This window comes from Clostridiales bacterium (genome assembly GCA_030016385.1).
In the GTDB taxonomy this organism is placed as follows: domain Bacteria; phylum Bacillota; class Clostridia; order Clostridiales; family Oxobacteraceae; genus JASEJN01.
The window spans coordinates 1-13,144 of sequence record JASEJN010000001.1 but is presented as its reverse complement, the minus strand read 5'-3'; the positions used below and the strand labels follow the sequence as shown (position 1 = coordinate 13,144).

The window sequence follows — 13,144 nt, the reverse complement described above, 5'->3', positions numbered from 1 at the left end:
GTTATTTATGCCTGATTTCAAATTACGAATTGAAGTTGAAGAATATAAAACCCACATTTATGCAGATTACGAACATGCAATGCATTTTGGATAAAATACAGGATTTCCTCCACTGCTGTCGTAAGTTATATCCGTTTCAACTCCAAATACCTCTCGCAAATTATCTGTATTGATGACATCGAAGGGACTGCCTGACGCGAACACCTTCCCTTTCTTAATAATTGCAATTTCATCCGAAAACCTGGCTGCCTGGTTGATATCATGCAAAACCATGATTACGGTAATGCCTTCCTTTTCATTTAAATGCTTTATCAATTCCAGTATTTCCAGTTGATAACAAATATCCAGATAAGTCGTGGGTTCATCCAGTATAAGAAGCTCAGGTTTCTGTGCAAGAGCCATAGATATCCATGCCCTCTGCTTTTCTCCACCCGAAAGCGTCCCCATGCTCCGCTCTGCAAAATCGATCATGCCTGTCATTTCAAGAGCCCATCCGACAACTGAATCATCTTCTTTTGTATCGCCCCTCCACCATGATTTATGGGCATATCTGCCATATCTCACCAGTTCTCTTACAGCTATATCTTCAGGACATTCATGATTCTGCGACAGGAAAGCAACCTTTTTTGCAAAACCCTTTGTACTGTATGAAGAAATGTCTTTCCCGTCCAGATCAATAGTCCCCTGGCTGAGCTTTATATTCCGGCATATTGCCCTTAAAATTGTCGTTTTGCCCGACCCATTGGGGCCAATTATGGATGTAATTTTACCCCGTAAAAATTTCAAATTTATCCCGTCTATTATCTTCTTATTCTTAAGCAATATATGCATATTTTTAACTTCAACTAAATACATCATCTTTCCCTCCTTAAGAGGAACAGGAAAAAAGGAGCGCCCAGCGCTGCAGTTATGATGCCTACGGGAATTTCCTGGGGGCTAAAAAGCGTCCTTGCCAGCGTATCGCTTATCATAACCAGCCCGGCTCCCAGTAATGCCGATGCTGGAAACAAAAATCTATGATCCGACCCTGTAAGTAGTCTTACAGTATGTGGCACAATCAGTCCTACAAATCCCAAAAGCCCTACCACGCAAACTGCACTGGCAGCAAGTATCGCTCCGATAGCGGTCAAAATCAGCCTGTCCATCTCAACGTTCAATCCCAAGCCCTTTGCGATATCATCCCCCAGCACCAATATATTCAATTTCTCTGCCATAATAAATGAAGCTGCACATCCAAATATAGTATATGGCAATATCATTCGGACATGCGGCCAGCTTCGCGCCGACAATCCTCCAGCCATAAACATCAATGCTCCGCTTACCCTGTCACTGTAAAAAACCATCAACCCCGATATACCAGCGCTTAAAAAAGATGAAACCGCAACTCCGGCAAGTATAACCCTCAAAGGCTGTACACCTTTCCATGCAAGGGCGTATATCATAACCGCCGCACCCATTGCTCCCATGAATGCAACTGGCGGTACCAGATATGTCAGATGAGGAAATAAAATAAGTATTATTACTCCTGCGAGACCGGCGCCTGATGAAATCCCGATAATATGGGGATCTGCAAGGGGATTTCGCATGACCCCCTGCAATATCGCCCCTGATACGGCAAGGTTTGCTCCTGCCAGAGCTGCAACTATTGTCCTCGGAAGCCTGATGTTCCATATCACCTGTCGTATAGGGCCTTCCTTTTTCACAAATATCGCATTCAATATATCAGGAATCGAAATCTCCATGGTACCTATCGAATTGCTTATGAGAAAACCCGACACCGCAAAAAAAACGAAAATAAGCAACATGAAAGCCTTCCATCGCCCTTTATCCTTCAAACTGTTATCTATTTGGGAACTATTCTCCCACATTCCCATAAACCTCCGGATAAACTGCCTTTGCCATATATTCTACAGATTCGTAGAATTTCGCTCCGGGATTGGAAAGGAAAAGATTTTGCGGGAGATATACGATTTTTTTCTCTTTTACAGCCCTGAGCCCGCTCCATGCCGGATTGCTCTCGAGATCCTTTTTGATTCTTTCTTCTGCCTGATCCTTCGACGATACCATGGTGGTAACCAGTATAACATCAGGGTCGCTCTCAACGACTTTTTCCATGCTGAAAGGCGCATTATCCGCCCCCATCTTTTCAGGTTTTGTTCCCGACGCTATATTTTTTAATTTCAAAACCTGTGAAACATTTCCAGCGATGCTGTTGTCAAGTTTCACAGATACATCCTGAGATGTAACATACAATATAAGCACCTTTTTGGGACTTGGCGGAAGCTTTGATACGACATCATCTGTTTTCTGCTTCATATTCCCTATCAGTTCATTGACCTTTTCAGAGGTTCCGCACAGATCGCCGAGCAGTTTAAATTTTTGGATAATATCATCATAAGTTTTCATCTGCAGTACAATTACCGGGATCTTATTAGTCTCCAGAACCGAAGTGTATTTATCATGAATCCCAACCTGGGATATGACAAGATCCGGTTGAAGCGATATTAATTTTTCCATATTTATATTGTAAGACTTACCAACAGTAGGCAAATTCTCAGTTCCTTCAGGCAAAGGGTCACTGGAACTCGAATCGCATCTTGCTATGGATTTTCCTCCGGCATCATATAATGCATTCATTAATGAACCCAGAGCTATAATTTTCTCCGGCTTTTTCTGAAGGACAACGGTACGCCCTGCATCATCCTTTATAGTCATAGGATAAGTTGCAGTATTCTTTTGTGTTTGATTTTGACCTGAAGATGCATTGTTTTTTAACGCTGTATTCTGTGCCTTCTGTCCACAACCTGTTAAAACAACCGCACCTGTCAGTATTACTGTTAATAGTTTTCCGATAAATTTTTTCATCATTTCATTTCTCTCCTCTTCTCATAAATTTAGCAATATTTATCTCCGGCAAGAATACTTCGGGTGTATATTTTATATTTGAAGAATATATATACACACGAATACTTGAGCTTAAGTCATGCATCTTTGAATATAAAAAGCTCCTGCCAAAGCAGGAGCTCACCACAAAAATAAAACCATTTCGGGAAAATGGTTTATATGCAATAAAGCATTATACTTCCCGCCGAAGCAATACTGATATTTCAGGCAGGTCTCCTGGCTCACGCATCATCCTCATCCATCCTTCCCGGCATACGCCAGTGGGTTATGGAATCGTCCTCGTATACAGTAGCGGGGGCTGCAGCGGATTTTCACCGCTTTCCCTATTAAACAAAGTACCTGAAACCAAATATTCAATTAATATGATTATATACATTTTTTTATGACAAATCAAGCAATTGTTTTCCGGTTCTTCAATTCGCAATATGAGTTTATGTTATTTTGAACACTCATTCGCCAGGCTTGATGGTCCCCACCTCATCAAAAGATACAAGCGGTCTGAATCTTCGCAGTTCTCTATGTTCCATTAGATCATCTGCCAACTTTTTTACGATAGAGTTATTTTTATTTATATGCATTCTTCCGCTAAAAGTTATTGCTCCGGTAGGACATATCTCTTCACAAAAATGGCAAACTTCACATGATGCTTTATCCTGCGGATTTTCTCTGGAAGGATCAATGCTTACCGACGGGCAATTGTCCTTGCATAAAGAACATGTCGGGAAATTACAGATATCTCGATTTATCATTATATCAGGTTTGGATGCATTTTTTTCTTTTTGAGAACCTTCTGCCATTGATAAAAGATCAGATCCTCCATAACGTTCAATATAGTCTTTCCCCTGTGGTATGCGTGCAAAAGACAAACGAGTATTTGCCCTCGATATCCGTTATGTTTTCAATCAATTTTCTAACATTTACCGGTTCTCTTTCGCATCATACAGGAGTACCAATTCCTATGACATCATAATCCTTTAATGTTTGATAATTTATCTTTGAGATATATACCAAATCTGTTTCACAAACACTGCTTGCTCCAAAGCAAATTGCTTTGTATTACCAGTTTGAGAATAATAAATAACTACAGCTTTCATTTTTCTTCTCCTTAACGTATTGTTATAATTTAACTATTACAAGCATTTATGCAGCTTATCCGCAATTTCAAAAGCAGATTTTTTTAAAACGCAATCTAATGTTTCCACTTGTGGTTTACCCGAATTGACGATCATTCTTGATGGACATCCACCGGGACAAACAGAAAAATAACTGCATTCATTACATTTACCCGCATTTTGTTTAGTTAATGCAATGCCCTTTGGAGAACTATTATTTATATTTCCCATATAATATTTTGAATTATCGATCAATGAACCGCATGGGTATACATCTCCATCTGGTAAAATTACAAATGAACGTCCGCAAGATGCATAGCAGTATTCCTTGCTGCATACTGAACAATTAAGCCGTCTTTTGGCTTCCTCTATCTCTCGTATAACAATCATTTTACCAAAGTGTTCGTATATAAACTCACATCTTTGAAAAAGTGAATTCAACGCCGGCTTCAATTGTTCAGCACTAGGTTTTTTTATCAAACATGTGCTTTCCTTTGCCCGGCCTGCATCTCTGACTAAATCTAATCCAATGCCGGCCACATTCCCTAAATATAATGCAAAGTCTGCAAGCTCTGGGAGTCTATTTACATTTTGTGCAGTAACTACGCTATTGATGTTAATTCATACTCCTGCATTTGCTAAACATTGGATACCATAAACCGCCTTCTTTGTTCCTCCTCTTAACCATTCATTTATATCCGGAGGGCCATCTATGCTCACACCAACTGCGATTTTCATTTCTTTGATTTCCTTTGCCTTTTCTTCATCTATCAGAGTTCCATTAGTTTGCATTTGAAATACAGCATCATATCCACATTGTTCTACATATTCATAGATCTTACAGATGAGATCATAGTTTATTAATGGTTCTCCTCCTGCAAACTGTATCTTCATAGGTTGACCGCTAAAACGATCTAGTGCATTAACAGCTGTTTCAAAATCCATATCAGATTTTTCCTTTACTGCCGAGGCATAACAATATCTGCACTTCAAATTACATTTACTGGTTGTCCATAATACAACCAATATCCTGCCTTTTGCCACGATTATAAATTCCCTCTAATTAATAATCTCATCTATTTTACCTTCTACCATATCCATGTCTATTTGTGAACCCTCAAATGGTCTTCTTCTCATTCTATGCGGCAAGACATAACTGGCGGCTTCTTTTAAATCTTCTTTTGAAACTGTTTCTCTCATATTATATGCAGCTATGGTCATTGCAGTTTTAATCATTGCTATATCAGCTCTATGTCCATCAACTCCAAGAGCTATGGAAATCTTCGCTGAAGTTCCAAAAAAACTATCTTCCAAAGTTACATTTGGAAGGATCTTCATAGCCTTTTGTATCTTCACTGATAAATCTTTTTGCTCACATTCATAGCTTTTGGCAAAAGCTTTCGGATTTTTTTCAAATTCCAATCTTCTTTTAATTATTTCTATCCTCTTTGAGGTTTCATTTTCCCCTGTGACATCAACCACCAATCCAAAACGGTCTAAAAGCTGCGGTCTTAAATCACCTTCTTCCGGATTCATAGTACCGACCAATGTGAATTTTGCAGGATGAGTAAAAGAAATCCCTTCCCTTTCAACCGTATTAACACCCATAGCGGCTGAATCGAGCAATACATCTACTATATGATCATCCAGCAAATTAACCTCATCTACATACAGAATATTTCTATTGGCCTCAGCCAGCAGGCCTGGCTCAAACTTCTTTTCTCCCTTTTGAATAGCATGTTCTATATCTAAAGTCCCAACTACACGATCTTCAGTAGCACTTACTGGAAGATCAATCACCCTCATTTTTGACTTTATTATGTTATATTTGCCATTTTTTATTTTTTCTGAACACTGTTGGCAAGCCTGTTCAATATTTGATGGATCACAAGAAAACCTGCATCCTTCTATCTGAGAACGTTCCGGCATAAGATCCGCTAATGATCGTACTGCTGTAGATTTAGCAGTCCCTTTTTCTCCTCTAATTAGTACTCCTCCCAAAGAAGGATTTATAATATTTAAAATCAAGGCTAATTTCATTTTTTCTTGTCCTACAATTGCCGTAAAGGGATATATTTTTTTATTTATATTCATAGACTTACTCTCCTATATACATGTATTATTTATTCAGTTTTTTTACAAAGCTTTATATCTGTAATTCCAAACTTTCGTCTTTATTAACCTTCAATTTTACAAAGACATTGATACTGCTGCCACAATGCTTTGTGCTTGAAGTTCTTCTATTTCAAATCGATCTGCTTTCATTGCCTCTGCTATTTTTTCTGCAAGACTTAATTTAGCAAAACTATCATCCGCATCAATAACAATAGATTTTATCTTATCTGCAGCAATTTTGTCTGCAACATTCATCGCTTCTTCAAAAGCATCTATGCCATTTGAACTATAAGTTGCTTTGCCATCGGATACCAATACAATTACCGGGAGAATATCTTTATCCTTTATCCTAGCGGCCTTTATGACATCATAGGCCATACTAAGCCCAGCCGCCAACGGCGTCCTGCCGCCCGTAGGAAGAGCAGCCAGTTTCTTTTCAGCCAGTTCTACACTTCTCGTTATTCCCAAAAGAAGTTCTGCAGAATGCTCCCTAAAAGCAATCATACCTACCTTATCTCTTTTTTGATAAGCATCGTTAAGCAGTGAGAGGATGGCACCTTTTACTGCTTTCATTCTCTTATTTGCTCCCATAGACCCACTGGCATCTACAACAAACATAATGGTATTTCCAGTTCGCTTTTCTCTTACCTTAACTCTTATATCGGATTTCTCTATTGCAACAGCCCTACCATTTTTTTCTCTATATAATTGATATGGGGCTGCGGCACAAAGTGTGGCATCAATTGCGATATCCTTAATTTGGCCTTTGATTGGGTAACGATACTTTACATACCTTCCCTGCGTGGATGATGTTTTTACAAGGCTTCGTCTTCCACTCCCCTTGACAATAGAATTATTGCTCTTTTCTGATAGCCACTTAGATACTGTAAATATTTCTCCTGGATCATCAACTTTTTCCGATCCTCCTTCCGGCGCTTCCTCACCATCGCTTGTTTCTTGCCCAGAAGTCATGTTATCGGGATCATCCTCCTGTCTGCCATCTGCAGGATAATTATCAGCATTATCATTTTGCCGATTGCTTTGGCGGTCATTATTTTGTTCACCGTTGTTCTCTTGTTCCTGTGGTTTATCCTGATGGTTCGCTGGATCTTGCTCCTGCTGCTCTTGCTGGGATTGTTGTTCCTGCTGGGGCTGTTGTTCCCTTACCCTATGCGGCAGTGCATATTTTGCCGCCTCTTTTATATCAGATATATTCAATGCAATTCTTGAATCTAATGCCGCAATAGCCCTTGCAGTTTCAATAATTACAATTTCGGCTCTATGTCCTTCACAATTTCCTTCTTTTGCGATAGATGCTGCCAATTGTATGGCATTAGGAGTAATCGTTATTTTATTCAGCGCTTTTTTTGCTATTTCAATTTTAATCATGAGTTCTTCGTTTTTTCCCTGCCATTTTTTTATGAATAGAAGAGGATCTTTCTCATACTCGATACGGCGTCTAATAATTTCAGCTCTTTTTCTTATATCGCTTTCCCCTTTTACTTCAACAAATAGTCCAAATCGATCTAAAAACTGGGGACGAAGCCCTCCCTCCTCCGGGTTCATGCTCCCCACAAGTATGAACTTAGAAGCATGGCGAAAGGAAATGCCTTCTCTTTCAACAATATTCACTCCTGAAGAAGCCGATTCCAGCAAGGCTTTCACAATGTGATCAGGAAGCAAATTCACTTCATCAACATATAGTAAATTTCCATTTGCCTTATATAAAATACCCGGTTCAAAATATTTTTCTCCAAATTTAACGGCATGTTCAAAATTGATATTTCCAATCAACCTATCCTCTGTAATATTAAGGGGAAGTTCAACTAATTTCATTCCTGGCGAAATGCTGCATATTCCTCTGACAAGGGTAGATTTGGCAGTTCCCTTTTCTCCACTGATCAGAACTCCACCAATACAAGGATTAACTATATTCCAAATAAGAGATTTTTTTATAGCCGCCTGCCCTACCACAGCTACAAAAGGAAATACTATACTCTTCATATGCAAATCTTATTCCTCCCTATTACCTTATCCTAAATCTTCAAGATTCCCTTCCATTTCCATATATATCTTTTTAAGTTTATTGACGCTTTCCTCGGAAGCATTCCACATCCCTCTTTGATGCGCCTCCAGCAACCTTTCTGTTATATTGCGCAATGCCCAGGGATTAACCTCTCTCATCCAATCTGTATTTTTCTTATCAAAAGCATATCTTTTTGCAATACAATCATACATCCAGTCATCAATTACATTTGTGGTCGCATCCCAACCAAAGGCAATATCCACCATGGCAGAAACTTGCTGTACTCCTCTATAGCCATGCTTTTTTAGCCCTTCAATCCATTTAGAATTATTTACCCTCGCACGCATTACTCTTGAAGCCTCTTCATGAAGATCAAGGGTCTCGATGTGATCAGTGTCAGAAGTGCTTGGAATATATGCAGGTTTTTGGGATCCGCTGTGTGTAGTAATAACCGCTACCATTCCGCCAAAATAGTTATAAAAATCATCACTATCCAGCATATCAAATTCTCTTGTGGATTCATTTTTTATTGCTACGTTTACTTTCTTCATTCTAAGCGCAAATACTTCAGGAAGTTTTTCTCCATGAAGCTTTTCCCCATAAGCATGACAGCCCCATGTAGTATAAATCTTTCCAAGATCAGTTACATCATTCCATTTTTTACTTTCTATGATATTATTTACACCCGCCCCATATGATCCGGGAGCATCTCCAAATACTCTGATCAATGAATTCTCATAAGTTTTTTCTAAATCTACTCCCTGTTTTACAAGATCCGCGACTTCCTCATCTACATGCTTTTTAATATAATTTTTATCTTCCGGCTCGTCAAGTTAAGCCACCAAATTGACTGCATCTTCCACACGTTCAATTAAATTAGGAAATGCATCTCTAAACAAACTTGTAATTCTAAGGGTAACATCAATCCTTGCACGTCCAAGTTCTTCCATCGGTATAGCTTCAATTCCTATTACCCGATCGGTATTGCCAAGCCATACGGGACGTACACCCAGCAGATAAAAGGTTTCCGCAATATCATCCCTACAGGTTCTCATTGCCTCAGTAGCCCAAACTAATATAGCTACACTCTCTGGATATTTTCCTTCATCCTTAAGGTAACGATCAAGCATCTGGTTCCCCAAAATCTTTCCGATTTCCCATGAAGAGCGGGACGGCATAGCTCCGGGATCTACCGAATAAAAGTTTCTGCCTGTAGGCAATATCCCGGCATTTCCTCCTGTGGGCGCTCCCGACGGTCCTGCTGGAACAAATCTTCCATATTTATTGGAATCGTTATTGACGGCAAATCCTTATATTTCTCAGGCGATTGCTGTCCCTTCTGTAAAAGAAGCATTTTTCTTTTCCGTCCATCAGTTACTATTTTCATTCCATTTTCAAGATATTCTATATTAAAATTTTTAGCAAACTTCAAATGCGCGTTGCTTCCTGCAGGATACATCTTTACCACGTCTGCTACATTGCCACCGGATGATATTGCTGCTGAATTACTCTTTACGGGCTTCTGTGAACATCCCGCTGTCATAACAAGCAAAACCGCAATTACTGCTAATACTATAGAACATCTTATTCATAGTTATTTAGTACTTTTTTTATATCACATAAGAAAATCCCCTTAACCTAAAAGTTGGGAGAATTTGAGAGCTCGTACAAAAATACAATTCGTATTTTTACAAACACCCTCTATCGTTCACAGAGTTTTTTGATATATACTGCTAAATCTAAATTAATTAGCAAGGTCTTTTATCTTAGAAAACATACAATCAAAATATTTACCGTATCCTACATCCATATGTTTTATCTTATAAAAAAGCTCCTGCCAAAGCAGGAGCTCACCACAAAAATAAAACCATTTCGGGAAAATGGTTTATATGCAATAAAGCATTATACTTCCCGCCGAAGCAATACTGATATTTCAGGCAGGTCTCCTGGCTCACGCATCATCCTCATCCATCCTTCCCGGCATACGCCAGTGGGTTATGGAATCGTCCTCGTATACAGTAGCGGGGGCTGCAGCGGATTTTCACCGCTTTCCCTATTAAACAAAGTACCTGAAACCAAATATTCAATTAATATGATTATATACATTTTTTTATGACAAATCAAGACCGTTATCCACGGGAGGTGTATAAAGATTATTTGAATTCGCCAGATTCAAATTTAAGTTTTACTCATCATTAAATAATGTTATTATCCGAAAGAAATTGCGTATCACACATTATTTCACTATAAGGTCCGTCTTTAATAATAGTGTGGCCACTCGAGAAAACAACCGCCCTCTTAAAAATTCCTTTTACATATTCAAAATCATGGGTAGAACACAAAATTGTTTTACCTGATTTATTGAGGGCAATAATCAAATTTTTTAAAAATAGCTTTGTCTTTGGGTCAAGGCCATTCATCGGCTCATCCAGCGCAAGTATATCCGGATTCATCACAAGTACGCTTGCTATTGCGACTTTTCTTTTCTCTCCATCACTTAAATGATATGGCTGTCTATTCCTTAATTCGCTAATTTTTAACAATTCTAAAATGTCTTCAACCCTTTTATTTGTTTCTCCCTCCGGCATTCCCATCTGCCTAATGCCGAATGCAATTTCATCATATACATCAGGGCAAAATAATTGGGCTTCGGAATTTTGAAATACAAAGCCGATTCTTTTATGAAAAGTTTTGGAAAATATATTATCCTGTAATTTTTTTGAGGTTATCTCAACGCCGTCAAAAACATAAGTCCCTTTATCGGGGCTAATCAATCCATTGATTAGTTTTAAAAAAGTTGATTTTCCACTGCCGTTGGGCCCAATTAATGCTATAGATTCTCCTGAATCAATAACCAAATTTATATGTTTGAGCGCTTCTACTTTATCATTATAAAAAAAGGATACATCTCTAATCTCTATCATAAAATCACAACCTGTTAAAATAAAAATATACAAACATTAGCGCAATATTAAATAATATACAGATAATATCATTAATACGAATTTTAAACTTTTTATATACTTTATACTCTCCTGTGAATCCTCTGCATTCCATTGCGCCATACATTTCCTCCGACATTTCCTTTGATTTTAGAAACATCGTTCCTAGAATTCCTGAAATGGGAGTATTCCTATTCTTACTTACTCCTATCGACCTCAATTTAAGTGAATATAGCATATTTAGCGAAAATTCCCCGAGGATAACTATATACTTCATCGCAATATCCAATGTAAAGATGAAAATATCCGGAACACGAAATATCTTTAATGCAGAAGTGGTATCATTCCATCTTGTGGTGCAGGATAGAATATTGACTGTTGTAACCGATATCAAAACTTTAAGAACAATCAAATAGCTATTATTCTTATTACCAGTTAAAATCGAAGGTATCAGAATAATAAGGGTAAATAGTGCAGCCAACATGCCCATCTTTAATATGTATTTGATTTCTTCCGCATTAAGCAAACTGACGATTAAAAGAAGAAATACACCCGTTGCTATAACAAAAAATATATTCCGCGAGAGTGAAACAAGTATGACTATTAGCAATGTCGATGATACTTTAACAGGCGCATTTATGCCAAATTTATTTGCCTTATCTTCTGTCTGCAGTCTAAACCTCGTCAGTGTATTCAAAATAGACAGGATGCTCTTATTAATAAAGGCATCCTTGTCCTTCTGAGGGATATAATCATCTTTTTCTAAAAGCCACTCAGGCATCGGTAACTTCCTCTCCATTTGCATTTATCAATTATATACTTTCATTATTATGCTTTCTATTACTTATTAGTTTAAACGTTATCAATATTATTGCAACTCCGGCTATGGCCGATAAAACATATCCTGCAATTTCAGGAACTCCATTCACTGAATAATCAGGCATCAGAGCGTTAAAACTAAGCCCGTTTTTCATCCCTTTGGGAATAAAACCCAAAGATTTACCGCCGGAAACAACAGAACCAATCTCCTCTGCTCCCCATTCACCCCATGCCGTCCCGGCGGCTAAAAGCCCAAGTGGTGATAAGCAGACCATTACTGCAATCAATGTATAAATGGGCTTCATATTTGTCTTAGAACCTTCATGAACGGTGCCCGGCGAAACCTTACTGATGAATCCGTAAACCCCATCTGTAATAACACCTTCTAGAACACCTGCAACTGCAAGGTGAGGTATTAACATCGCAGGAATCGATACTGAAAGCGGATAAGGGCAATAGAGCGGCATGCCGGCAGCATCCTTGAACAATAAAGGCTGAATCCCAAACTCTATTGCAGCAAACAATGCAGCAATATTTATCGCAATATATGAACCGATGAAGATGGCAATATATTCTCCTCTTTCAGTATTTATTTTGCCCTTAATAAATTTATAAATATAATATCCCGAAAATGGTATTATAAATGCCATATTAAAACAATTGGCACCAAATGCCAATATGCCCCCATCTCCAAATAAAAGGGCCTGTATTAAAAGGGCAATTGTGACTGAAATACATGCAGCCTCCGGTCCTATAAGCAGTGCGACCAGTGTAGCTCCAACGGCATGACCTGTCGTACCGCCCGGAAGGGGAACATTGAACATCATCACCAAAAAAGAAAATGCCGCACCAACTCCCATAAGAGGCAATTTCTTTTTAGTTACTTCCCTCTTTACTTTTTTGACTGCTCTTGTCCAGATTGGAACCATCACCGCCCCCATAACCGCGCAAGTTGATGGACTTAAATAATTGTCTGGAATATGCATAATATAACCTCCTTAAAATTAAACAACCACAAAGACGAATTCCGTAAAACGGCATTCAACCTTCGTGGTTGTTTTAAGATTCTAAGCACATGAGTTTTTTTAACAAACAACAAGTGAATTTTCGTAATCCACATTTAACTAAGCTTTATATTAATACATATAATGCATATTGTCAATAAGTTAAACTTCAATTCGCAATATGAAATCAGGCATAAATGTGATTATGTTATTTTGAGCAAC

12 protein-coding genes, 1 pseudogene and 2 riboswitches are annotated in these 13,144 nt (G+C 38.4%); all 13 genes and pseudogenes read right to left on the bottom strand.

The window, feature by feature from the left end; translation table 11 throughout:
• Positions 1-66: 66 nt before the first annotated feature.
• The 13 genes and pseudogenes from QME45_00065 to cbiM all read right to left on the bottom strand — a co-directional run bounded on the left by QME45_00065 (position 67) and on the right by cbiM (position 12,904).
• Positions 67-858: an ABC transporter ATP-binding protein gene (locus QME45_00065; GenBank protein MDI6617053.1), complete on the bottom strand. Its 792-nt coding sequence runs from the start codon at positions 856-858 to the stop codon at positions 67-69.
• Positions 855-1,868 carry an iron ABC transporter permease gene (locus QME45_00060; protein MDI6617052.1) on the bottom strand — a complete coding sequence of 338 codons (1,014 nt, stop codon included), beginning with the start codon at positions 1,866-1,868 and terminating at the stop codon, positions 855-857. The genes QME45_00065 and QME45_00060 overlap by 4 nt, the downstream gene beginning before the upstream one ends.
• Positions 1,855-2,868, bottom strand: coding sequence for an ABC transporter substrate-binding protein (locus QME45_00055; protein ID MDI6617051.1), 1,014 nt, complete (start codon positions 2,866-2,868; stop codon positions 1,855-1,857). Before QME45_00055 ends, QME45_00060 begins: the two co-directional genes overlap by 14 nt.
• A gap of 224 nt (positions 2,869-3,092) precedes the next feature.
• A riboswitch (cobalamin riboswitch) is annotated at positions 3,093-3,262 on the bottom strand.
• Positions 3,263-3,353: 91 nt separating this feature from the next.
• The gene (locus QME45_00050; protein MDI6617050.1) at positions 3,354-3,770 is read right to left on the bottom strand and encodes a 4Fe-4S binding protein; all 417 of its coding nucleotides are present in this window, start codon (positions 3,768-3,770) and stop codon (positions 3,354-3,356) included.
• A gap of 264 nt (positions 3,771-4,034) precedes the next feature.
• Positions 4,035-4,496 carry an SPASM domain-containing protein gene (locus tag QME45_00045; protein ID MDI6617049.1) on the bottom strand — a complete coding sequence of 154 codons (462 nt, stop codon included), beginning with the start codon at positions 4,494-4,496 and terminating at the stop codon, positions 4,035-4,037.
• A gap of 141 nt (positions 4,497-4,637) precedes the next feature.
• Complete coding sequence (locus QME45_00040) at positions 4,638-5,060, bottom strand: radical SAM protein (GenBank protein ID MDI6617048.1); 423 nt, start codon at positions 5,058-5,060, stop codon at positions 4,638-4,640.
• A 15-nt stretch (positions 5,061-5,075) separates the two neighbouring features.
• Positions 5,076-6,110, bottom strand: coding sequence for an ATP-binding protein (locus QME45_00035; GenBank protein MDI6617047.1), 1,035 nt, complete (start codon positions 6,108-6,110; stop codon positions 5,076-5,078).
• 96 nt (positions 6,111-6,206) lie between these two features.
• Positions 6,207-8,135, bottom strand: coding sequence for a magnesium chelatase subunit D family protein (locus QME45_00030; protein MDI6617046.1), 1,929 nt, complete (start codon positions 8,133-8,135; stop codon positions 6,207-6,209).
• Between the two features lie 27 nt (positions 8,136-8,162).
• A pseudogene (locus QME45_00025) lies at positions 8,163-9,377 on the bottom strand (cobaltochelatase subunit CobN).
• A complete protein-coding gene (locus QME45_00020; GenBank protein ID MDI6617045.1) occupies positions 9,347-9,709 on the bottom strand; it encodes a hypothetical protein in 363 nt (120 codons plus the stop codon). The pseudogene QME45_00025 and the gene QME45_00020 overlap by 31 nt, the downstream one beginning before the upstream one ends.
• Before the next feature lie 366 nt (positions 9,710-10,075).
• Positions 10,076-10,245: riboswitch (cobalamin riboswitch) on the bottom strand.
• A 107-nt stretch (positions 10,246-10,352) separates the two neighbouring features.
• Entirely contained in the window at positions 10,353-11,081 is a 729-nt protein-coding gene (locus QME45_00015) for an ABC transporter ATP-binding protein (protein ID MDI6617044.1), read from the bottom strand.
• A gap of 4 nt (positions 11,082-11,085) precedes the next feature.
• The gene (locus QME45_00010; GenBank protein MDI6617043.1) at positions 11,086-11,880 is read right to left on the bottom strand and encodes an energy-coupling factor transporter transmembrane component T; all 795 of its coding nucleotides are present in this window, start codon (positions 11,878-11,880) and stop codon (positions 11,086-11,088) included.
• 31 nt (positions 11,881-11,911) lie between these two features.
• Entirely contained in the window at positions 11,912-12,904 is a 993-nt protein-coding gene (cbiM, locus tag QME45_00005) for a cobalt transporter CbiM (GenBank protein MDI6617042.1), read from the bottom strand.
• Positions 12,905-13,144 lie beyond the last annotated feature (240 nt).